Annotated in this window: 18 protein-coding genes; 11 read left to right on the forward strand and 7 right to left on the reverse strand. The window is 73.1% G+C overall.

Going from position 1 to position 21,756, the window contains the following annotated elements:
* Positions 1–126: 126 nt before the first annotated feature.
* Positions 127–2,160 carry a hypothetical protein gene (locus tag ADL34_RS34230; protein ID WP_062667589.1) on the forward strand — a complete coding sequence of 678 codons (2,034 nt, stop codon included), beginning with the start codon at positions 127–129 and terminating at the stop codon, positions 2,158–2,160.
* A gap of 57 nt (positions 2,161–2,217) precedes the next feature.
* Here ADL34_RS34230 and ADL34_RS34235 read toward each other — a convergent pair whose 3' ends face one another.
* Positions 2,218–2,997: an adenosylcobinamide-GDP ribazoletransferase gene (locus ADL34_RS34235; RefSeq protein WP_062667590.1), complete on the reverse strand. Its 780-nt coding sequence runs from the start codon at positions 2,995–2,997 to the stop codon at positions 2,218–2,220.
* Positions 2,998–3,070: 73 nt separating this feature from the next.
* On the opposite strand from ADL34_RS34235, the gene ADL34_RS34240 reads away from it, so the two are divergent.
* A complete protein-coding gene (locus ADL34_RS34240) occupies positions 3,071–3,835 on the forward strand; it encodes a hypothetical protein (protein WP_062667592.1) in 765 nt (254 codons plus the stop codon).
* Positions 3,836–4,216: 381 nt separating this feature from the next.
* Here the strand turns inward: ADL34_RS34240 and cobT are convergent, their stop codons facing one another.
* Entirely contained in the window at positions 4,217–5,299 is a 1,083-nt protein-coding gene (gene cobT, locus ADL34_RS34245; RefSeq protein ID WP_062667594.1) for a nicotinate-nucleotide--dimethylbenzimidazole phosphoribosyltransferase, read from the reverse strand.
* Positions 5,300–5,502: 203 nt separating this feature from the next.
* Here cobT and ADL34_RS34250 point away from each other — a divergent pair, with 203 nt between their 5' ends.
* Positions 5,503–6,309: a class I SAM-dependent methyltransferase gene (locus tag ADL34_RS34250; RefSeq protein ID WP_062667596.1), complete on the forward strand. Its 807-nt coding sequence runs from the start codon at positions 5,503–5,505 to the stop codon at positions 6,307–6,309.
* 101 nt (positions 6,310–6,410) lie between these two features.
* On the opposite strand, the gene ADL34_RS34255 is transcribed toward ADL34_RS34250, so the two are convergent.
* Positions 6,411–7,622, reverse strand: coding sequence for a bifunctional adenosylcobinamide kinase/adenosylcobinamide-phosphate guanylyltransferase (locus tag ADL34_RS34255; protein ID WP_062667598.1), 1,212 nt, complete (start codon positions 7,620–7,622; stop codon positions 6,411–6,413).
* 112 nt (positions 7,623–7,734) lie between these two features.
* Between ADL34_RS34255 and ADL34_RS34260 the strand changes: the two genes are divergently transcribed.
* A complete protein-coding gene (locus tag ADL34_RS34260) occupies positions 7,735–7,944 on the forward strand; it encodes a hypothetical protein (protein ID WP_062667600.1) in 210 nt (69 codons plus the stop codon).
* A 61-nt stretch (positions 7,945–8,005) separates the two neighbouring features.
* On the opposite strand, the gene ADL34_RS34265 is transcribed toward ADL34_RS34260, so the two are convergent.
* The 3 genes from ADL34_RS34265 to ADL34_RS34275 all read right to left on the reverse strand — a co-directional run bounded on the left by ADL34_RS34265 (position 8,006) and on the right by ADL34_RS34275 (position 10,599).
* Positions 8,006–9,082, reverse strand: a complete 1,077-nt coding sequence (locus tag ADL34_RS34265) for a S1C family serine protease (RefSeq protein ID WP_062667602.1) — start codon at positions 9,080–9,082, stop codon at positions 8,006–8,008.
* Positions 9,083–9,139: 57 nt separating this feature from the next.
* Positions 9,140–9,880: a class I SAM-dependent methyltransferase gene (locus ADL34_RS34270; RefSeq protein WP_062667643.1), complete on the reverse strand. Its 741-nt coding sequence runs from the start codon at positions 9,878–9,880 to the stop codon at positions 9,140–9,142.
* 80 nt (positions 9,881–9,960) lie between these two features.
* Positions 9,961–10,599 (reverse strand): DUF3043 domain-containing protein, encoded by a 639-nt coding sequence (locus tag ADL34_RS34275; RefSeq protein WP_079034117.1) that lies wholly within the window; start codon positions 10,597–10,599, stop codon positions 9,961–9,963.
* 304 nt (positions 10,600–10,903) lie between these two features.
* On the opposite strand from ADL34_RS34275, the gene ADL34_RS34280 reads away from it, so the two are divergent.
* The 6 genes from ADL34_RS34280 to ADL34_RS34305 all read left to right on the forward strand — a co-directional run bounded on the left by ADL34_RS34280 (position 10,904) and on the right by ADL34_RS34305 (position 19,780).
* Positions 10,904–11,689: a PspA/IM30 family protein gene (locus ADL34_RS34280; RefSeq protein WP_264158881.1), complete on the forward strand. Its 786-nt coding sequence runs from the start codon at positions 10,904–10,906 to the stop codon at positions 11,687–11,689.
* A 43-nt stretch (positions 11,690–11,732) separates the two neighbouring features.
* Positions 11,733–12,011 carry a PspA-associated protein PspAA gene (pspAA, locus tag ADL34_RS34285; RefSeq protein ID WP_062667645.1) on the forward strand — a complete coding sequence of 93 codons (279 nt, stop codon included), beginning with the start codon at positions 11,733–11,735 and terminating at the stop codon, positions 12,009–12,011.
* A 92-nt stretch (positions 12,012–12,103) separates the two neighbouring features.
* Entirely contained in the window at positions 12,104–13,336 is a 1,233-nt protein-coding gene (locus tag ADL34_RS34290; RefSeq protein WP_234375175.1) for a sensor histidine kinase, read from the forward strand.
* Between the two features lie 86 nt (positions 13,337–13,422).
* Positions 13,423–14,100, forward strand: coding sequence for a response regulator (locus tag ADL34_RS34295; protein ID WP_062667605.1), 678 nt, complete (start codon positions 13,423–13,425; stop codon positions 14,098–14,100).
* 178 nt (positions 14,101–14,278) lie between these two features.
* The gene (locus ADL34_RS34300; protein WP_062667607.1) at positions 14,279–17,422 is read left to right on the forward strand and encodes an efflux RND transporter permease subunit; all 3,144 of its coding nucleotides are present in this window, start codon (positions 14,279–14,281) and stop codon (positions 17,420–17,422) included.
* Positions 17,423–17,542: 120 nt separating this feature from the next.
* Entirely contained in the window at positions 17,543–19,780 is a 2,238-nt protein-coding gene (locus tag ADL34_RS34305; protein WP_062667609.1) for a protein kinase domain-containing protein, read from the forward strand.
* Positions 19,781–19,798: 18 nt separating this feature from the next.
* Here the strand turns inward: ADL34_RS34305 and nadA are convergent, their stop codons facing one another.
* The gene (gene nadA / locus ADL34_RS34310; protein ID WP_062667647.1) at positions 19,799–20,995 is read right to left on the reverse strand and encodes a quinolinate synthase NadA; all 1,197 of its coding nucleotides are present in this window, start codon (positions 20,993–20,995) and stop codon (positions 19,799–19,801) included.
* Positions 20,996–21,331: 336 nt separating this feature from the next.
* Here nadA and ADL34_RS34315 point away from each other — a divergent pair, with 336 nt between their 5' ends.
* Positions 21,332–21,688, forward strand: coding sequence for an iron-sulfur cluster assembly accessory protein (locus ADL34_RS34315; RefSeq protein ID WP_030951236.1), 357 nt, complete (start codon positions 21,332–21,334; stop codon positions 21,686–21,688).
* Positions 21,689–21,756 lie beyond the last annotated feature (68 nt).

Genomic DNA, 21,756 nt, shown 5'->3' on the forward strand with positions numbered 1-21,756 from the left:
GAGCTGAGTCACACTCGTGTGGTTTCCGGCGAGTGATCCGCTCGCCGTTTCGCATGATTTCCACGGATCCTCCGCAGCTCCCGCACGCGGAGCGCCCGGGGATCCTCTGGGGGGGAAGGACGAACCATGGCGCAGAGAGCGCACCGTTGGAGAGACACGGCCGCCGTATCGGCGGCCGCCGGTCTGCTGGCCCTGGGCCTGGGGGTGCCCGGAGCCTCGGCCGCGGCCACACCGCGCGTCGACCTCGAGGTGCTGGTGGTGGACGACGGCGGCAGCGCCGTCCAGGCCATCACCGCACAGCTGAGAAGCACCGGCATCCCGTACACCACCGTCGACCTGAACGACACGAACCGCCCGGCCGTCACACAGGGGTTCCTCAGCGACACCGTCGGCGGCACCCCGCGCGCCAAGTACCAGGGCGTCGTACTGCCCCACGAGGCGCCGTTCGGAGCGGGCTCGGCCGAGCAGACCGCGCTGGAGAACTTCGAGCGCACCTTCGGCATCCCGCAGGTGGACGCCTACACCTGGGCCCACCCGGGCGTCGGCCTCGACTACACCACCGAGGGAGGCTGGGCGGGCAGCCTCGACGGGCACGAGGCAGCGGTCACCGCCCAGGGCCGGGCCGGCGCCTTCGGCTACCTCGACGGGGCCTTCACCTTCGAGGACAACGACCCGACCGTGCCGGAGAGTTACGGCTACGCCGCGCGGCCCCGCGCCGGCTTCACCAGCTACGTCGACATCCCGGTGCCGGGGGGCTCCGGGCGGGGCAGCCTGGTCGGCGAGTACGTGGCCGACGGGCGCCGCCAGCTCGTCGTCACCTTCGCGTACAACCAGTACCAGCAGCAGTTCCGGCTGCTGGCCCGGGGCATCGTCGAGTGGCTGACCCAGGGCGTCCACCTCGGCCAGGCCCGCAACTACCTCGCCGTGCACGTCGACGACGTCTTCGCGCCCGACGCCCGCTGGGACACCGAGCGCAACTGCACGCCCGGCGACATCGACTGCGTCGGGGGCGGCGGCGAGGAGGCCCCGCCGATCCGGATGACCGAGCAGGACGCCGTCCGCGCCGCCCAGTGGCAGCGCGACAGTGGCTTCCGGCTCGACATGGTCTACAACGCGGGCTCGGGCGAGGAGTGGAAGGCCGAGCACGGCGGCACAGACGCGCTCGCCGCACGGCTGCTCGCCGACCGCAACCAGTACCGCTGGATCAACCACACCTACACGCACCCGTTCCTCGGCTGTGTGCAGGACACCTCGACCGTGCCGTGGAGCTGCGCCAAGAACGCCGACGGCTCCGTGCGGTACATGAGCCGGTCGGAGATCTCCGCCCAGATCCGGGACAACCACTCCTGGGGCGTGACCAAGGGCCTCCCGCTCGACCGCACGGAACTGGTCACCGGCGAGCACTCGGGTCTGAAGAACCTGCCGCAGCAGCCCGTCGACAACCCCAACCTGGCCGGCGCCCTCGCCGACAACGGGGTCAAGTGGATCGCCTCGGACAACTCCCGCGAGGCCGCCCAGCGCCCGGTCGGCTCCGCCCTCACCGTCCCCCGCTACCCGATGAACGTGTACTACAACACGGGCACGGCGGAGGAGATGGCCGACGAGTACAACTGGATCTACACCTCGAAGGCCGACGGCGGCAGCGGCATCTGCGAGTCCAGCTCCTCCTCCACCTGCCTGGACGAGCCGCTGGACGTCGCGACCGGGTACGCGGAGCACATCGTGCCGCAGGAGGCCCGGGCCGCCCTCGGGCACGTCATCTCCAACGACCCGCGCCCGCACTACGTCCACCAGTCCAACCTGGCCGAGGACCGGATCCTCTACCCGGTCCTGGACAAGGTGCTCGCCGACCACCGTGCCCTGTTCGCGGACAACACCCCGCTGGAGAACCTCCGCCAGAGCGCCATCGGCACCGAGTTCAAGCGCCGTGACGCCTGGCAGACGGCCCTCTCCCAGAACCGGGTGACGGCCTACCGGGTCGGCTCCAAGGTCACCGTCAGCGCGCCCTCCGGTGTGCAGATCCCGGTGACCGTGCCGGAGGGCACCCGTAAGCAACTCCTCCTCGGCACGGCCGTGTTCGGCAGCCCGTACGCGGGTCTGCGTTCGGCGTGGACGACACCGGAGCTGCTCCAGACGGCCGTGACGCTGCGGCTCCCGTAGCACCGGTCCGTGGGGGACCGCCCGCCCGGCGACGGGCGGCGGTTCCCCGCCGCGGGCTCAGCCCAGCGACAGCACGACGAGCGCGGTCGTGGCCGCCGTCTCCGCGAGCCCGCCGAAGACGTCGCCGGTGACCCCGCCGAAGCGGCGGACGCAGTGCCGCAGCAGCAGCTCGCCGCAGCCGAGCGCGGCCAGGACCGCGACCGCGGTGCGCACCGCGTCGTCCGTGCCGAGGAGCGCCCCCGCGGCGGCGGCCACCACTGTCACGGCCAGGGCGACACCGGCCGCGACCCGCGCCGGGACCACCCCGGCGACCGCCGCCCCCAGCCCTTCGGGGCGCGCGGGCGGCACACCCGTCCGGGCGGCCAGGGTGAGCGCGAGCCGGGCGGTGACGGCCGCGACGACGGTGGCCAGGGCGCCCCGGGCCCACGAGTCGTCGTACAGCCGCGCCAGCGCGGCCACCTGTGCGAGCAGGACGAACAGCAGCGTGATCACGCCGAACGGGCCGATGTCCGACTGCTTCATGATCCGCAGCGCGTCCTCGGCCGGCTTGCCGCTGCCGAGCCCGTCCGCGGTGTCGGCGAGCCCGTCCAGATGCAGCCCACGGGTGAGGACGGCCGGGACGGCGGCCGCCGCGACAGCCGCGAGCAGCGGACCGGCGCCCAGGAACAGCAGCACCAGACCCACGGCCGCCGCGCCGCCGCCCAGCACCACCCCGACCAGCGGAGCGCACAGCATCCCGCCGCGCGCCGCGTCCCGGTCCCAGCGCTCCACCCGCACCGGGAGCACGCTCAGCGTGCCGAAGGCGAAACGGAGGCCGTGCGGGAGCGGTGGGGTCATGGACACGCCCGCAGAGTAGCCCGGACGTCCGTCCCGCCGGGCAGCCCACCCCCGTCCCGCCCACACTGAGGACATGGGTGACTGGTGGCAGCGCAACATCGTCGAACCGGGGAAGCTCCCCCTCCTCCTGGCCCTGTCCGCCTTCGTGGTGACGTTCCTCGTCACCCGGGTCATCACCCGCCTCATCCGGGCGGGCAAGGGCCCCTTCCGGAACATCAGCAGCGGCTCCGTCCACATCCACCACGTCGTCCCGGGGATCATCCTCACCGTGATCGGCGGCTTCTGCGCCGTCGCGGGCGGCACGCACGGCTTCGGCTCGGCGGCCGCGGCCGTGATCTTCGGGGTGGGCGCCGGACTGGTCATGGACGAGTTCGCGCTGATCCTCCACCTGGACGACGTGTACTGGAGCGAGGACGGCCGCAAGAGCGTCGAGATGGTCGTGCTCACCACCGCTCTCGTCGGCCTGCTCCTGCTCGGCTACGCGCCCTTCGGCGTCAACGACCTCAACCAGAACGAGATGCAGAACCGCGGCACGGTGCTCGGCACCATCGGCGGGAACTTCCTGGTCGCCCTGCTCGCCCTGTACAAGGGCAAGGCCAAGATGGCGGTCTTCGGCGTGGTCATCCCGTTCGTGGCCCTGTTCGGCGCCATCCGTCTGGCCCGGCCCACGTCCCCCTGGGCGAGACGCTTCTACCGCCGCCGCCCGCGGGCCCGCGCCAAGTCCCTGCTGCGCTCCTACCACCACGACCGGCGCTGGCTCGTCCCCAGCCGCAAGTTTCAGGACTGGCTCGGCGGCGCCCCCGACGTGGAGCCCGCCCGCGCCCTGGAACGCCGCTGACGCACCGCGGCGACCGGGCAGAGCACCTGCCGTGGCGGTCGCCCGTGCCGCCGGCCGATGACCTGTCCCGATCGCGCCCCGCACTGGCAGGTCGGCGGTGGGCACGGGGACAGCGGGGTGGGCGCGAGTGCGTGCCGCAGCGGAGTTTCGGCCCATACGCCCCCGGGGTTCCGGACGACCGGTCGGCCCCCAGGACCGCTGCTGGAGCACGCGTGCGAGCCCCGTAAGACCGACGGCGGCGGACGCCAGGGGGAGACCCCGCCATCGCCGCCGCGTCCAGCCGGCTCGTACGGCCTGGTACCGCGGGCCCCACTCGGGCAGCAGTGACGGGCGCCATCATGGCCGCGCCTGCTGTCCAGGCGTGGCCGCCCCTGCCAGTTCCTACTCCACCACGGTCTCCTGCGGCTCGTCCGTCTTCGCCGGGACCTCCGGCAGCTCCGCCGCCAGCGCCGCGGCGGCCTGCACCAGCGGCAGCGCCAGCAGCCCGCCGGTGCCCTCGCCGACCCGGACACCGTGGTCGAGCAGGGGCTCCAGGGCCATCCGGTCCAGCGCCTTCGCCTGGCCCGGCTCCCCGCTGACATGCGCCGCCAGCCACCAGTCCGGCGCCCGGAACGCGACCCGCTGGCCCACCAGCGCGCAGGCGGCGACCACGACCCCGTCCAGTACGACCGGCAGCTTGCGCACCGCGCTCTGCAACAGGAATCCGGTGATCGCTGCGAGGTCCGCCCCGCCCACCGTCGCCAGCAGTTGCAACTGGTCGCCCAGCACCGGCCGCGCCCGGCGCAGCGCGTCCCGGATCGCGGCGCACTTGCGCATCCACGCCAGGTCGTCGATGGCGACCCCGCCCCGCCCGGTCACCACCGAGGCGTCCGTCCCGCACAGCGCGGCGACCAGCACCCCGGCCGCCGTGGTCCCGCCGACGCTCACGTCGCCCAGGACCACCAGGTCCGTACCCGAGTCGGCCTCCTCGTCGGCGACCGCCATCCCCGCCCGGAACGCGGCCTCGGCCTCCTCGGGCGTCAGCGCGTCCTCGACATCGATACGGCCGCTGCCGCGCCGCACCCGGTGCCGTACGACGTCCTCCGGGAGCGAGCCCGGGTCGCAGTCCAGCGCCATGTCGACCACCCGGACCGGGACGCCGAGCCGGCGCGCCAGCACGGACACCGGCCGGGCGCCCTCCAGGATCTCCCGCACCAGCTCCGTGGCGCTGCCTGCCGGCCGCGCCGACACGCCGAGCTCGGCGACCCCGTGGTCCCCGGCGAACAGGACCGCCTTGGGCCGTTCGACGGGGCGCACCGGCACCGCGGACTGGGCGGCGGCCAGCCACTCGCCCAGCTCGTCGAGGCGGCCCAGCGCCCCGGGCGGCACGGACTGGCGCTCACGGCGTGCCTCGGCGTCACGGCGCACCGCTGCGTCGGGGCGCTCGATCAGATCAGTGAAGTCGTCGAGTTGAAGCGAGCTCATTCGCCGAACAGTACCGGCACCGCTCGAACAGATCGGCCCCCCGGCCGCTCCGGCGACGGCGCCGCGCGCCCACCACGCCCGGGTGACGTCGTTGCACCCACCATCGGCATCCCATACGTTCCGTTTTGCAGTGGATTGTCGGGGCATGCTCGCACCGTCTCCGCCGTACGCCCCTGCCGTACGCCCACGCCCGGGAGCCCCTCATGACCGCGACCGCACCCGCCGAACGCCCGGACACCACCTGCGCGTTCACCCTCGCCGCGTGCCGGGAGCACACCTTCGTCCCCCGCCACCTCGGGCTCACCCGGCGCGGCCCCCGCCATCTGCGCGCCGCCGCCCGCGCCGCGCTCGGCCTCCCCGAGCCGGAGAGCTGGCTCGACGTGGGCACCGGTTACGGCCGCTTCCCGGAGACGGCCAAGGAGGTGTTCCCGTACACCGCGTTCGACGGCCTCGACGCCGGCCACCGGGTGCTGCAGGCGCGGGTCGCCGAGCGCGTGGAGGAGGCCCACGTCGGGCATCTGACGGACCCTCGCATCACGGACCGGCTGCGCGCCCGCTACGACGTCGTCAGCATGTTCCGGCACCTGGAGCACGCCCCCGACCCGCTCGCGGAACTGCGCGCCGCACTCGCCGTACTGCGCCCCGGCGGCCACCTGATCCTCGAACTGCCGAACCCGCGCTGCCTGTTCGCGAAGCTCCTCGGCCCGGCCTGGGTCCCGCACAGCCGCCCCGGGCATCTGCACCTGCTGCCGGCCGACGCGCTCCGCGAGACGCTGGAGGCCCACGGCTGCACGGTCGTCACCACGGACCACAGCGCCGCCCACCTCCCGTACGACCTGGCGGCGACGACGTCCCTGATCCTCTCCCGCCTGCTCCCGTCCCCCCTGGACCGCCTGGGCCTCCCCCTGGTGGCCCTGGCCTGGACCCTGGACCACCTCCTGACCCCGCTCCTCCGCCACACCCGCATGTCGAACGCCTACAGAGTCATCGCCCGCAAACAACCCACCTGACCCGAAAGCCCGGGCACCACCAGCGCGCTCAAGGGGCGCGGGGAACTGCGCGCCCAGCCACACCCGACCCGCACCCGCCGACAAACCGCCCAATGGCCCCCTCAGCCGCGCAGCACCACGGCCTGCCCGGCCACGACCAGCAACACCTGCTCACACTCACCCGCGACCGCCGCGTTCAGTCGCCCCAACTCATCCCGGTACCGCCGCCCGGAGGCCGTCGCCGGCACGATCCCCGACCCCACCTCGTTGGACACGGCCACCACGGTCCGCCGAGCAGCCCGCACCGCCTCCACCAGCGAGCGCACGCGTTCCCGCAACGCCCGCTCCCCGCCGTCCGCCCACACCGCGTCGTCCCACGCCCCCACCGCGTCCATCGCGTCCGTCAGCCACAGCGACAGACAGTCCACCAGCAGCGGCGCGCCCTCCTCGGCCAGCAGCGGCACCAGATCGCAGGTCTCGGTCGTCCGCCACGACCCCGGCCGCCGCTCCCGGTGCGCGGCGACCCGCTGCGCCCACTCGGTGTCCCCGCCCCGCGTCCCGCCCGTCGCCACGTACAGCACGTCGGGGAACGACTCCAGACGCCGCTCCGCCTCCACCGACTTCCCGGACCGCGCGCCGCCCAGGACCAGCGTCCGCCGGGGCCCGCCCGGCACCTCGGCCCCGTGCCCGGACGCCCCCACCACCAGCGTCGTCCCGTCCGGCACCGCCCGCGCCCCCGCCGCCGCCAGCCGCCGCCGAACCTCGGGGCCCGGCGGCACGTCGTGGTCCAGATGGACGGCGACGACGTCCGTGGCAGGCCCGACCGCCCCCACCGCCCGCAGCTTCGCCAGCGCGTCCGGCCGCCCCACGACATCGGCGACCACCATGTCGTACGGCCCCACCGCACCCTCCTCGAGCCCGGCAGGCGCGCACCCGGGCGGCAGGTACAGCAGGCGCTTCCCGTCCGGCCCGGTGACCTCGTAGCCGGTGCCCGGCGCGTCCATGGCCACCGCCCGCACCCGATGCCCCGTCAGCAGCGCCAGCTCCCGCCCGTCGGGCACCCGGCCCGGCTGCGGCACCCCCGCCGGCACCTCCACGGCGGGTCCGTTGTGCGGATGCGTCAGCAGCACCTGCCGCACGGACCCCAGCGAACGCCCGGCCCGCGCCGCGGCGAACGCCGCCCCCGGTGTCAGGTCGAGCATCAGCGTCCCGTCCACGAGGAGCGAGGTGGCGGCCCGCGCGTCCTCGCCGAGCGCGCTCGCGCACGCCGCGCACGGACAGTCGGGGCGGGGGAGTCCCGCGGGGGCGCCGGTGCCGAGAAGAGTCAGTTCCACGCCCCGATTTTCACCTGTCGGCGCAGGTCTCGCGCAGCCGACTAGGCTCAGCGCAGGAGCCGGACCTCGTTCCGGCTCTCCCTTTGCACGTGCTGACACCTTGGAGGCGTAGATGGCGGCATGGACGTGGCGGTTCGAGAAGGCCGACGGGGCGGAGGTCCAGCCCGCGGTGCAGCCCGAGGAGTTCACCACCCAGGGGGACGCCGAGTCATGGATCGGGGAGCACTGGAAGGAACTTCAGGAGGGCGGTGCGGACCAGGTCCGCCTGTTCGAGGACGCCACCGAGATCTACGGGCCGATGAGCCTGCACGCCGAGGCGTGACGCGACCGGGGCGGGGGGCCGTACGCCCCCGCCCCCCGTCACTCCCGCCCCGTCACCCCCGTCACTGCTCACCCAGCGTCACATCCGCCTTCTTCTCGTCCCCTTCGCGGGTGAACGTCACCGACGTCCGTTCCCCCGGCTCGTCGGCGGCCAGCGCCTCCGACAGAGACGCGATGGTGGTGATGTCCGTGTCACCCAGCCGGGTGATGACGTCGCCCGGCTTCAGCCCGGCCTTGTCGGCGGCGCCGCCCGACTGCACCGAGACGACGGCCACACCCGCCGGCTCCAGGCCGGAGTCCACGACCGTCCGCCCGGTGATGCCGAGCGCCGCCCGGCCCGAGTCGGTGACCCGGCCGTTCTCGATGATCTGATCGGCGATCTTCCGCACCGTCGACGCGGGGATCGCGAACCCGATCCCCGGCGCCGCGCCGCCCGCGCCCGGGTCGACGGCGGCGAGTGTCGGGATGCCGACGACCTGGCTGTCCAGGTCGACGAGGGCGCCGCCGCTGTTGCCCGGGTTGATGGCCGCCGACGTCTGCACCATGTTGGCGATCGTCGCGCCCGTCCCGCCGTCGTCCCCGCCCTCGGTGACGTTCCGTCCGGTCGCCGAGACGATGCCCTGGGTCACGCTGGACGACAGCCCGAGCGGCGACCCCATGGCCAGCACGATCTGCCCGACCCGCACCTTGGGGGAGTCCCCGAACGTGGCGGGCCGCAGCCCGTCCGGCGGGTCGTCCAGCCGGACGACGGCGAGGTCCTGCGGGGGGTACGACGCCACCAGTCGCGCGGTCAGCTCGCGCTCGCTGCCGGCGGTCGTCACCCGGAAGGTCTTCTCGTTGCCGACGACGTGCGCGTTGGTGACGATGTGTCCCTTGTCGTCGTAGACCACACCCGAGCCGAGGTCACGCTTGGCCTGGATCTGCACGACCGACGGCAGGACGTCCTGGATCACCCGCAGATAGGCGTCCTGCAGGTCGTCGGCGGCCGTCCTCGCCCGGGGCGCGGCGGCCTGGCTCGTCGCGTCACGCGGATCGCGGGGCGAGGAGGGTCCGGAGCAGCCGGCGAGGAGCAGCGCGGCCATCAGCAGCACGGCCGCCGCGACGGACGGCCGCGGGGCGGGGGGACGGCGAACATCCATGGCCCCGAGTCTCGCCCCGGCCCGCGCGCACGGCCCGTGGAGCGCACCCGAACGGGCTCAGCCGCGCACCCCGCACAGGTGCAGCAGCGCCGCCACACCCCGGTACGGGTCGGTCTTCCCGGCCCGCTCCTCGACCGCGAGGAGGGTCTCCAGGTCCTCGGGGATCTCCGCCCCGTCGGCGGCCGTGTCCGTGCACACCCGCACGCCGTACCAGGTGTGCAGGGGTGCCCCGATCCCGGCGAGCGTCGCCGTCAGATCGGACAGCCGGTCCGCCCGGACGTCCAGCCCGAGGCGGGTGGGGGTCCCCCCGTTCGAGTCTGTTCGAGAATGGGGGAGGTAGGCGCTGGTGTCGAACGCGGCCAGCGCCGTCTCCCAGTCGCCGGCCAGACCGGGCCGCAGGGCGAGCGCGTCGCCGTTGCGGACGAGCAGCGACAGCAGCCCGCCGGGCGCCAGCATCCGCGCCAGCCCGGCCAGCAGCGGATCGGGCTCGTCGACGTACATGAGCACGCCGTGGCACAGCACGACGTCGAAGCTGCCCGGCAGGAAGTGCACACCGGTGTCCCGCCCGTCGCTCTGGACGAGCCGGACCCGCTCCCGGATGCCCTCGGGCTCACCGGCCAGCCGGGCGCGCGCCGCCGAGATCATCGTCGCGTCCCGCTCGACCCCGGTCACCTGGTGACCGGCGCGGGCCAGCCGCAGCGCCTGCGTGCCCTGGCCCATGCCCACGTCGAGCACCCGCAGCCGTTTGCCGACCGGGAACCGCCCGGCTATCTGCTCGTCGAGCTGCCGGGCGACCAGCTCCTGCCGTACGACGTCACGCAGACCGCCCACCTTGCTGAGCCAGGCGTCGGCCGCACCCCCGGAGAAATCGGCAGCGCTCAGGGCCGCTCTCCGCGCTTGACCTGGGGCTTGGGCAGCCGGAGCCGGCGCATCTGGAGGGAGCGCATCAGCGCGTAGGCGACGGCACCGCGGCGGTTGACGTCGGGGAAGCGCTCGGCGAGCCGCTTCTTCAGGCGGAAGGCCGTGACGACGGAGTCGAGCACGATCAGCACGATCACGATGAGCCACAGCAGCAGCGCGATGTTCTGCAGCGCGGGCACCCGCACCAGGCTCAGCACGAGGATGACCACGGCCATCGGCAGGAAGAACTCCGCGATGTTGAAGCGCGAGTCGACGAAGTCACGCGCGAACTTGCGGACCGGGCCCTTGTCGCGGGCGGGCAGGTACCGCTCGTCGCCCGTGGCCAGCGCCTGACGCTGGCGCTCCAGGGCGGCACGGCGCTCCTCGCGCTGCCGCTTGGCGGCGTCCTTGCGCGTCATCGACGTGTTGGCCACGCTGCGACGCTGCGACTGGGCCGCACTGCGCTTGGGCGTGGGGCGGCCCTTCGGGGCCTCGGGATGGCGGGTCTGAGTGGAGTCGGTCACCGGCGCCTTGTCGGCGTCCTGGGCCTTCTCGTCCTTGGCACGGCTACGGAACACAAAACCCAAGGGTACGGGGTTCGCGGGGTTGGACCCCAGCCCCGTGGGGAACGATCCGGCAACACCAGACGTCGTACGGGGACAGAGGGGACGTCGCGGACGGTCCCTCCGGCGGTCACGGGGGGAGCGTCACCGGGCGACACCGGGGTGGCCGGTCACGGCACACCCGGGGGTCACCTACTCCTCACGCCGGAGCGGAGGCGAACGCAGTCGTCCTTGGGGATGAGCGCATCCGTCCCCGAACAGTGCGGTAATGGATGCAGGGCCCGTACTGTGGGTTCTGTCGCAGGTGCTGGAGCTGGAGTCCGTCAGAAGGGGGCGCGCGAAGCCCATGAGCGGTGTCATGAAGCGTATGGGGATGATCTTCCGCGCGAAGGCGAACAAGGCCCTTGACCGGGCCGAGGACCCGCGCGAGACCCTCGATTACTCGTACCAGAAGCAGCTGGAGCTGCTCCAGAAGGTGCGCCGGGGCGTGGCCGACGTGGCCACCTCCCGCAAGCGCCTGGAGCTCCAGCTCAACCAGCTCCAGCAGCAGTCGTCCAAGCTGGAGGACCAGGGCCGCAAGGCTCTCGCGCTCGGCCGCGAGGACCTGGCCCGCGAGGCCCTCTCGCGGCGCGCCGCCCTCCAGCAGCAGGTGACGGACCTGGAGACCCAGCACGCGACCCTGCAGGGCGAGGAGGAGAAGCTCACCCTCGCGGCCCAGCGGCTCCAGGCCAAGGTCGACGCCTTCCGCACCAAGAAGGAGACCATCAAGGCCACCTACACCGCGGCCCAGGCGCAGACCCGGATCGGCGAGGCGTTCTCCGGCATCTCCGAGGAGATGGGCGACGTCGGCCTGGCGATCCAGCGGGCCGAGGACAAGACGGCCCAGCTCCAGGCCCGCGCCGGCGCCATCGACGAGCTCCTCGCCTCCGGCGCCCTGGACGACCAGTCCGGCATGCACAAGGACGACATCCAGGCCGAGCTGGACCGCCTCTCCGGTGGTACGGATGTAGAGCTGGAGCTGCAGCGCATGAAGGCGGAGCTGGCGGGAGGCCCCTCGGCCGGCCAGCAGGCCATCGAGGGCGGTACCGGCCAGCAGCAGTCCCAGCAGCAGCCGCAGGACACCCCGCGCTTCGACAAGCAGTAGCCGGCGGCCGGGGTCCCACGCCGAGGAGGCCGAGATGGGCGACATGATCGTCCGGATCATGGGTGAGGGGCAGGTACGGCTCTCCGACAGCCACCTGCCCGAGCTGAACAAGCTGGACGACGAGCTCCTCGCGGAGATGGAGGGCGGCGACGGCCCCGGCTTCCGCCGCACCCTCACCGCACTGCTCGCCGCCGTCCGCGGACGGGGCACCCCGCTGCCCGACGACTCCCTGGAGCCCTCGGACCTCATCCTGCCGTCCCCGGACGCCACCCTGGAGGAGGTCCGGGAGCTGCTGAGCGACGACGGACTCATCCCCGGCTGACCCGCCGGCGCGCCGCGTGCGGGCCGGCGGCCGCACCCCCGCCGCACCCACGACACCGGACACCGGGCACGTCTCACCCGAGGAAGACCGAGTTGGCCCCCGTTACGAGCTCCGCAGGGCTGCGCGTCCGCCGGCACCTCACCGCACACCCCCTGGCCCTGGACGCGGCGCTGGCCGTCGCCGTCCTGACCTGCATGGTCGCCGGCTCGTTCGTGGACCCGCACGGCGAGGACGGCGTCACCTGGGGGCTGCGCACCCCGGACGCGCTCAGCCTGCTGCTGATGACCCTCGGCGCCGCGGCCCTGGTGCTGCGCCGCCGCGCCCCCATCACGGTCCTCGCCGTGACCGGCACGCTCTCCCTCGCCGAGTTCGCCACCGGCGACCCCCGCGCCCCCGTCGCCATGGCCGCGGTCGTCGCGCTCTACACCGTCGCCTCCACCACCGACCGCTCCACGACCTGGCGGATCGGCCTGCTCACCGTCACCGTGCTGACCGGCTCCGCGATGCTCGCCGGACCACTGCCCTGGTACTCCCAGGAGAACCTCGCCATCTTTGCCTGGACCGGCATCGGCGCCACCGCCGGTGACGCGGTGCGCAGCCGCCGCGCCGTGGTCACCGCCATCCGCGAGCGCGCCGAGCGGGCCGAACGCACCCGCGAGGAGGAGGCCCGCCGCCGGGTCGCCGAGGAACGCCTGCGCATCGCCCGCGACCTGCACGACGTCGTCGCCCACCACATCGCCCTGGTCAATGTGCAGGCCGGCGTCGCCGCCCACGTCATGGACAAGCGGCCCGACCAGGCCAAGGAGGCACTCGCCCACGTAAGGGAGGCCAGCCGCTCCGCCCTCGACGAGCTGCGCGCCACGGTCGGCCTGCTGCGGCAGTCCGGCGACCCCGAGGCCCCCACCGAACCCGCGCCCGGCCTGGACCGCCTCGACGACCTCGCCGGCACCTTCCGCAACGCCGGACTCCTGGTCGACGTCGCCCGCGCCGACCCGGACACGACGCTGCCCGCCGCCGTCGACCTCGCCGCCTACCGCGTCATCCAGGAGGCCCTGACCAACGTGCAGAAGCACGCGGGACCGGGCGCGAGGGCCGAGATCAGCGTGGTCCGCGTCGGCCCGAACATCGAGATCACCGTCCTCGACGACGGCTCCGGCCAGGACGGCGGCACCGCGGGAGGCGGCCACGGCCTGCTCGGGATGCGCGAACGCGTCTCCGCCCTGCGCGGCACCCTCACCACCGGACCCCGCTACGGCGGCGGCTTCCGCGTCCATGCGATCCTGCCGGTCGGAGCCGGCGCCCGGGCCACGGAGGACGCGGTGTGACGGTCTGACGGGAACTCGCCGGGACCTCCGGCAGTTGTCGTGGCACCAGGTCCCACCCCCTCTCCAGCGCCCGCCGAGGAAGCCGAATGCCGATCCGAGTCCTGCTCGCCGACGACCAGGCCCTGCTGCGCAGCGCCTTCCGCGTCCTCGTCGACTCCGAACCGGACATGCAGGTCGTCGGCGAGGCGTCCGACGGGGAGGAGGCGGTGCGGCTGGCGAAGCAGGAGCGGGCCGACGTCGTCCTCATGGACATCCGGATGCCCGGCACCGACGGCCTCGCCGCCACCCGCATGATCAGCACCGACCCGTCCCTCGCCCACGTCCGCGTCGTCATACTGACCACGTTCGAGGTCGACGACTACGTCGTGCAGTCGCTGCGGGCCGGCGCCTCCGGGTTCCTCGGGAAGGGCTCCGAGCCCGAGGAGCTCCTCGCCGCGATCCGGGTCGCCGCCGGCGGCGAGGCCCTGCTGTCCCCGGCCGCCACCAAGAGCCTCATCGCCCGCTTCCTCGCCCACGGCGACGGCGCCGACCGCGACCCCGCCCGCGGCGAGCGGCTCGACGCCCTGACCGTCCGCGAGCGCGAGGTGTTGGTCCAGGTCGCCGGCGGGCACTCCAACGACGAGATCGCCGAGCGGCTGGAGGTCAGCCCGCTCACCGTGAAGACCCACGTCAACCGGGCCATGTCCAAGCTGGGCGCCCGCGACCGGGCCCAGCTCGTCGTCATCGCGTACGAGTCCGGGCTGGTACGTCCGAGGGTGGAGTGAACTCCAGCCCGCGTACTGCGCCCGGAGTAGGCGCGCCGTGAGAAATGGACCTGGGGGCTAGGGAACGGGCCTCCCCGATGGCCCAGGGTGTAAGGGCGGGCGACCACCCGTGTGCCGCGCCACCGCGGCCCGCCCGCCTGCTCACGCCTTCCGCCCACAGGAGAGAGACCTTCCACCCATGTCCTGGCTGTCCCGATTCAGCCTCGCGCAACGAGCCCTGATCGGCCTGATCTCGATCATCGCGCTGGTCTTCGGCGCGATCGCGATACCCCAGCTCAAGCAGCAGCTGCTGCCCTCCATCGAACTGCCCATGGTGTCCGTGATCGCCCCCTACCAGGGCGCGTCCCCGGACGTGGTCGAGAAGCAGGTCGTCGAGCCGATCGAGGACAGCCTCGAAGCCGTCGACGGCATCACCGGCGTCACCTCCACCGCCGCCGAGGGCAACGCCGTGATCATGGCGTCCTTCGACTACGGCCCCGGCACCCAGCAGCTCGTCGCCGACGTCCAGCAGGCCGTCAACCGGGCCCGCGCCCAGCTGCCCGACGCCGTCGACCCGCAGGTCATCGCGGGCTCCACGGACGACATCCCGACCGTCGTCCTCGCCGTCACCTCCGGCAAGGACCAGCAGGCCCTGGCCGACCGGCTCGACCGGACGCTCGTGCCCGCCCTCAAGGAGATCGACGGCGTCGGACAGGTCACCGTCGACGGTGTGCGCGATCTCCAGGTCGCCGTCACGCCCGACGACGGCAAGCTGGCCAAGGCCGGTCTGACCTCGGCGGACCTCGCCAAGGCCCTCCAGGCGGGCGGCGCCACCCTGCCCGCCGGCTCCTTCGACGAGGGCGGCGCCAACCGCACCGTCCAGGTCGGCGGAGGCTTCACCTCCCTGGACCAGATCAAGGATCTGCGCGTCACCGGCGCGGGCAAGGGCAAGCCCGTACGCCTCGGCGACGTGGCCGCCGTCGAGCAGGAGCAGGCCCCGGCCGACTCCCTCACCCGCACCGACGGCAAGCCCTCGCTGGCCGTCGCCGTCACGATGGACCGGGACGGCAGCGCCGTCGCCATCTCGGACGCCGTCGAGGACAAGCTGCCGAAGCTGCGCGCGGACCTCGGCCCGGACGCCACGGTCACCGTCGTCAGCGACCAGGGCCCCGCGGTCGCGAAGTCCATCGACGGGTTGACCACCGAGGGAGCGCTGGGGCTGGTCTTCGCGGTCCTGGTCATCCTGGTCTTCCTCGCGTCGATCCGCTCGACGCTGGTGACCGCGGTGTCCATCCCGCTGTCGGTCGTCCTCGCCCTGATCGTGCTGTGGACGCGGGACCTCTCCCTCAACATGCTGACGCTCGGCGCGCTGACCATCGCGATCGGCCGGGTCGTCGACGACTCCATCGTGGTCCTGGAGAACATCAAGCGGCACCTCGGCTACGGCGAGGAGCGCCAGGACGCCATCCTCAAGGCGGTCCGCGAGGTCGCCGGCGCGGTGACCTCCTCGACGCTCACCACGGTGGCCGTCTTCCTGCCGATCGGCCTGGTCGGCGGCATGGTGGGCGAGCTGTTCGGCTCGTTCAGCCTGACGGTCACGGCGGCCCTGCTGGCGTCGCTGCTGGTGTCCCTCACGGTCGTGCCGGTGCTGTCGTACTGGTTCCTCCGCGCCCCGAAGGGCACCCCCGAGGACGCCGACGAGGCGCGCCGCGCGGCCGAGGAGAAGGAGGCCCGCAGCCGTCTGCAGCGGATCTACGTGCCCGTCCTGCGGTTCGCGACCCGCCGCCGGCTGACCAGTGTGCTGATCGCCGTCGCCGTCCTGTTCGGCACGTTCGGCATGGCGCCGCTGCTGAAGACGAACTTCTTCGACCAGGGCGAGCAGGAGGTCCTCACCGTCAAGCAGGAGCTCGCGCCGGGCACCAGCCTCGCCGCGACCGACGCGCAGGCCGAGAAGGTCGAGCGGCTGCTCGCCGACACGAAGGGCGTCAAGAACTACCAGGTCACCATCGGCTCGTCCGGCTTCATGGCCGCCTTCGGCGGCGGCACCGACACCAACCAGGCGTCGTACCAGGTGATGCTGGAGGACTCGGCGTCCTACGACGACGTGCAGGACCGGATCGAGTCCGGTCTGAAGAAGCTCGACGGCATCGGCACCACCACCATCTCCGCCGGTGACGGCTTCGGCGCCCAGGACCTGCGCGTCGTCGTCAAGGCGGCCGACGCCGGAGCGCTGCGCACCGCGTCCGAGCAGGTCCGCAAGGCCGTGGCCGGCCTGGACGACGTCACCGACGTCACCAGCGACCTGTCGCAGAGCGTGCCGCGCATCTCGGTGCGGGCCAACTCCAAGGCGGCCGCGGCCGGCTTCGACCAGCAGACCCTCGGCATGGCTGTCGCCCAGGCGGTCCGCGGCACCACCGCGGCGCAGGCCACCCTCGACGACACCGAGCGGGACGTCGTCATCAAGGCCGCCGAGCCGGCGACCACCCTGAAGGAGCTGCGGGCGCTGCGCCTCGGCCCGGTGAAGCTGGGCGACATCGCGGACGTGAAGCTCGTGGACGGCCCGGTGTCGATGACCCGGATCGACGGACAGCGCGCCGCCACGATCACGGCGAAGCCGACCGGCGACAACACCGGCGCGGTCAGCGCGGACCTCCAGTCGAAGATCGACGGACTGAAGCTCCCGGCGGGCGCGACGGCCGACATCGGCGGCGTCTCCGAGGACCAGGACGAGGCGTTCGCCAACCTGGGCCTGGCGATGCTGGCGGCGATCGCGATCGTCTTCATGCTGCTGGTCGCGACCTTCCGCTCGCTCGCCCAGCCGCTGATCCTGCTGGTCTCCATCCCGTTCGCGGCGACCGGAGCGATCGGCCTGCTGGTGCTGACCGGCACCCCGATGGGCGTCCCCGCGATGATCGGCATGCTGATGCTGATCGGCATCGTGGTGACCAACGCGATCGTGCTGATCGACCTCATCAACCAGTACCGGTCCCAGGGGTACGGCGTCGTCGAGGCCGTGATCGAGGGGGGCCGGCACCGGCTGCGCCCGATCCTCATGACGGCCCTGGCGACGATCTTCGCCCTGCTCCCGATGGCGCTCGGCGTCACCGGCGAGGGCGGCTTCATCGCCCAGCCGCTGGCCGTGGTCGTGATCGGCGGTCTGTTCACGTCGACGCTGCTGACCCTGCTCCTCGTCCCGACGCTCTACGCGATGCTCGAACTGCGCAAGGAGCGGCGGGCCGGGAAGCGGGCGGCGAAGCGGGCTCGCAAGGCGGGCCTGCCCGAGCAGCCGGCGCCGGACGCGCCGGACGCCTCCGCGGACGAGACGCAGCCCGCGTCCGTCTGACCGCTCGACCCGTGACGGCCGGGTCCCGAACCGGAACACCCGGTTCGGGAACCGGCCGTCGCGGTTGTGCCGTTACCTATGCTGGAGCCTCGAACTGGCTCACGGGGGAGGGGCTCGCGCGTGCCGTTGCGCAAGGACGATCCGAAGTCGGTCGGTGGCTACCGGCTGCTGGACCGGCTCGGCGCCGGCGGCATGGGTGCCGTCTACCGGGGCAGAGCCCGGTCCGGCCGCGAGGTCGCGGTGAAGGTGGTGCATGCCCAGTACGCCGAGGACCCCGTCTTCCGGACCCGCTTCCGCCAGGAGATCGCCGCCGTCCGCAAGGTGAGCGGCGTCTTCACCGCTCCCGTCGTGGACGCCGACCCGGACGCCGAACGCCCCTGGATGGCGACGCAGTACGTGCCAGGCCCCTCGCTCGCCGCCCGCATCCGCGACGACGGCCCGCTGCCCCGTACCGAGCTGCGCCGGCTGGCGCTCGGTCTGGTGGAGGCGCTGCGCGAGATCCACCGCGCCGGGGTCGTCCACCGGGACCTCAAGCCCGCCAACGTCCTCATGGCCGACGACGGCCCCCGGGTCATCGACTTCGGGATCTCCCGCGCGGTCGAGAACCACAACACCCTCACCGAGACCGGCCAGATGATCGGCACCCCGCCGTTCATGTCCCCGGAGCAGCTGACCGACGCCCGCTCGGTGGGCCCGGCCTCCGACGTCTTCTCGCTGGGTGCCCTGCTCGTCTTCGCCGCCACCGGGCGCGGCCCCTTCGACGCGGACAGCCCCTACCTCACGGCGTACCGGGTCGTCCACGACGCCCCGGTCCTGGACGGCGTGCCGGACCCCCTGCGCCCGATCCTGGAGCGCTGCCTGGCCAAGGACCCCCGGGAGCGGCCCGAACCGGGCACCCTGGCCGCCGAGTTCGTCGCCGCCCTGCCGGAGACCGGTGACGAGGACGCGGGAACGGTCCGGCTGCGGGCCGGCGAGCTGGCCCTGGTCCGGACGCGGCCCGAGGGGATGCCCGACTCCGACGCCTCGCCCGTCGCCGAGCCGCCCGCCCGCCGTAGGGGCCGCGCCGGCAGGCTGTGGGCCGTGGCCGGGACCGCCGTCGTGCTCGCGCTCGGGCTGACGGCCTACCTCCTCGCCGGCCCCGGGGACGACGACCGCCCGAAGGGCACCGACGTCGCCGCGCCCTCCCGATGGACCGCCCTGCCGGCCGGCTGGCGACCCTGGCAGACGACGGTGGACGCGACGGCCGCGAGCGGGGTGAAGAGGGCGTCGGACGTGGTCGGCCTGAACATGTACAGCGCCCCCCGGTGCGCGGCGCACGAGAGAGCCGTCTTCTGCGCGGGCGACGGGACGCTCCCCATGCGGATCGACGCGCTCACCGGGCGCGTCGTCTGGCGCGCCGACGGGGTGCCGTCCATCGCGGGCAAGGGCTCGTTCGGCTTCAGGATCCTCGGGGTCGTGGACGGCACGGTGGTGGTCGAGCAGCAGTACCGCCCCGGGAGGGAGGGAGACCCCCGGCCCTCGGTCGGCGCCCTCGACGCGCGGACCGGGAAGCGCCTGTGGCACCGCGAGCTGAACTCGGGCCCGGCCCGCCCGCACCTCGCGGGCGACCTCGTGGTCGTCCCGGGTGGCGGCGACGGCCGGTCGCTGGTCGCCCGCTCGGCACGCACCGGGGCCGCGCGCTGGACGGCCGCGCTGCCGGAAGGGCAGTACTGCGACTGGGCGCAGACCGGGGGCGGCCTCCCCCTGGTGTGCGCGCCGGCCCTGGTGGGGACGAGGAACCGGACCCTCCTGAGTCTGGACGGGGCCGACGGCACGGCGCACACCGCCAAGGTGCCCCTCCGGTCGGATCTCCTCGGGATGTCCGACGGGCGGGCCCTCCTGGTCGACCGGGTCGAGGACCTGGAGCGGGACGCGTACGCGCGGATCCGGCTGGTCGACACCGGCACGGGCCGCTCCACCACGACGCGGCTCGCGCACGAACTCGAAGGGGACGTGATCCTCGCGGACGGCGTCCTGTGGTGCGCTTCGTCCTCCGGGCGGCTCACCGCCGTCTCGGCGCGGACGGGCGAGCGGCTGTGGACCACCCGGACCAGCCTGGAGCAGCCCTCCGGCGTCACTCACGACCCGCGCGCCCGCACGGTCTACCTCTCCACCGCCAGCGGCCGGGTCGCCGCGCTCGACGCCCGCAGGGGCACCCTGCTGTGGGAGACCATGCCGCGTGCCGAGCGGGCGGAGAACCTGGGCCAGGAGTCGTCACAGGTGCTGCTCGACGCGGGCGCCCTGATCGTCAGCACCGCCGAGGGCGGTCTGTTCACGCTGGACCCGGCTCACCCCGACCGGAAGCCCGTGTCGGGGTGAGCGCGGGGCGGCCGCCGGCTACGGCAGGGCCAGCATCCGCTCCAGCGCCAGCTTCGCGAACGCCTCGGTCTCCTTGTCGACCTCGATCCGGTTGACCAGGGTGCCCTCCGCCAGCGACTCCAGCGTCCACACCAGGTGGGGCAGGTCGATGCGGTTCATGGTCGAGCAGAAGCAGACCGTCTTGTCGAGGAAGACGATCTCCTTGCCCTCGGGCGCGAAACGGTTCGCCAGGCGGCGGACCAGGTTCAGCTCCGTGCCGATGGCCCACTTGGAACCGGCCGGGGCGGCTTCCAGGGCCTTGATGATGTACTCGGTCGACCCGACGTAGTCGGCGGCGGCCACGACCTCGTGCTTGCACTCGGGGTGGACCAGGACGTTCACGCCGGGGATGCGCTCGCGCACGTCGTTCACGGAGTCCAGGCTGAAGCGGCCGTGCACCGAGCAGTGGCCGCGCCACAGGATCATCTTCGCCGCGCGCAGCTCGTCGGCCGTCAGGCCGCCGTTCGGCTTGTGCGGGTTGTAGACGACGCAGTCCTCCAGGGACATGCCCATGTCCCGCACCGCGGTGTTGCGGCCGAGGTGCTGGTCGGGCAGGAAGAGGACCTTTGTTGCCGAGGGCTCCCCCTGCTCGAAGGCCCAGTCCAGGGCGCGCTTGGCGTTGGACGACGTGCAGATCGTGCCGCCGTGCTTGCCCGTGAACGCCTTGATGTCCGCCGAGGAGTTCATGTACGAGACGGGCACGACCTGCTCGGCTATGCCGGCCTCGGTCAGCACGTCCCAGCACTCGGCGACCTGCTCGGCCGTCGCCATGTCGGCCATCGAGCAGCCGGCGGCCAGGTCGGGCAGGACGACCTTCTGGTCGTCGGTGGTCAGGATGTCCGCGGACTCCGCCATGAAGTGCACACCGCAGAACACGATGTACTCGGCCTCCGGGCGGGCGGCGGCGTCCCGCGCCAGCTTGAAGGAGTCACCGGTCACGTCCGCGAACTGGATGACCTCGTCGCGCTGGTAGTGGTGGCCGAGCACGAAGACCTTGTCGCCGAGCTTCTCCTTGGCCGCGCGGGCCCGCTCGACCAGGTCGGGGTCGGACGGCGAGGGCAGGTCACCGGGACACTCGACGCCGCGCTCGCTCCTCGGGTCGGCCTCGCGGCCGAGGAGCAGCAGGGCGAGGGGCGTCGGCTGTACGTCGAGCTCCTGGGTCTGGGCGGTGGTCACGACACGCACCCTTTCTGTTCTGCGGCTCGCCGGCTCCGGAAATCCGGTCCGGCGGGTCAAGCGGGACACCTTCTCCGACTTCTCGTCGGATTGACACTATCTATCATAACCGGTTCACGTCAGTTTGACGATGGCGGTCGTGTCGATGTGACGGGAATCCCGGAACGGCCCGCTCGCGGCCCGTCGACAGGGCGCTGTCTGTGCCGCCGGGCATGTGCGAGCATGAAGAGGACGAGCATGAGAAGCGGAAAAGCACGCTCGGCCCGGAATGAATCCGCGGCCTTGCCGGTTGCACTCGTCGGCAAGCAGTCTCCGTACAACCCGGGAGAGATGTAGATGTCCGTATCGGACGAGACCAGCACCGCCACCGACGGCATCATTCTGAGCGACGCCGCCGCGGCCAAGGTCAAGGCCCTGCTGGACCAGGAGGGCCGTGACGACCTGGCTCTGCGTGTCGCCGTTCAGCCCGGTGGCTGCTCGGGCCTGCGCTACCAGCTCTTCTTCGACGAGCGCTCGCTCGACGGCGACGTCGTGAAGGACTTCGGCGGAGTCAAGGTCGTCACCGACCGCATGAGCGCCCCGTACCTGGGCGGCGCGTCCATCGACTTCGTCGACACCATCGAGAAGCAGGGCTTCACGATCGACAACCCCAACGCGACGGGCTCCTGCGCCTGCGGCGACTCGTTCAGCTAGGCGGACCGGCCGAGCCCGGCCCGCTCGTGGAAAGGCGGCGACCCCCTCCGACGGGGCCGCCGCCTTCC

The sequence above is a fragment of the Streptomyces sp. NRRL WC-3605 genome, from assembly GCF_001509795.1.
In the GTDB taxonomy this organism is placed as follows: domain Bacteria; phylum Actinomycetota; class Actinomycetes; order Streptomycetales; family Streptomycetaceae; genus Streptomyces; species Streptomyces viridochromogenes.

Bases quoted from the DNA above. Each gene is read 5' to 3' on its own strand.
- ADL34_RS34230 (WP_062667589.1), top strand. From the start codon at position 127: ATGGCGCAGAGAGCGCACCGTTGGAGAGACACGGCCGCCGTATCGGCG.
- ADL34_RS34235 (WP_062667590.1), bottom strand. From the start codon at position 2,997: ATGACCCCACCGCTCCCGCACGGCCTCCGTTTCGCCTTCGGCACGCTG.
- ADL34_RS34240 (WP_062667592.1), top strand. From the start codon at position 3,071: ATGGGTGACTGGTGGCAGCGCAACATCGTCGAACCGGGGAAGCTCCCC.
- cobT (WP_062667594.1), bottom strand. From the start codon at position 5,299: ATGAGCTCGCTTCAACTCGACGACTTCACTGATCTGATCGAGCGCCCC.
- ADL34_RS34250 (WP_062667596.1), top strand. From the start codon at position 5,503: ATGACCGCGACCGCACCCGCCGAACGCCCGGACACCACCTGCGCGTTC.
- ADL34_RS34260 (WP_062667600.1), top strand. From the start codon at position 7,735: ATGGCGGCATGGACGTGGCGGTTCGAGAAGGCCGACGGGGCGGAGGTC.
- ADL34_RS34265 (WP_062667602.1), bottom strand. From the start codon at position 9,082: ATGGATGTTCGCCGTCCCCCCGCCCCGCGGCCGTCCGTCGCGGCGGCC.
- ADL34_RS34280 (WP_264158881.1), top strand. From the start codon at position 10,904: ATGAAGCGTATGGGGATGATCTTCCGCGCGAAGGCGAACAAGGCCCTT.
- pspAA (WP_062667645.1), top strand. From the start codon at position 11,733: ATGATCGTCCGGATCATGGGTGAGGGGCAGGTACGGCTCTCCGACAGC.
- ADL34_RS34295 (WP_062667605.1), top strand. From the start codon at position 13,423: ATGCCGATCCGAGTCCTGCTCGCCGACGACCAGGCCCTGCTGCGCAGC.
- ADL34_RS34300 (WP_062667607.1), top strand. From the start codon at position 14,279: ATGTCCTGGCTGTCCCGATTCAGCCTCGCGCAACGAGCCCTGATCGGC.
- ADL34_RS34315 (WP_030951236.1), top strand. From the start codon at position 21,332: ATGTCCGTATCGGACGAGACCAGCACCGCCACCGACGGCATCATTCTG.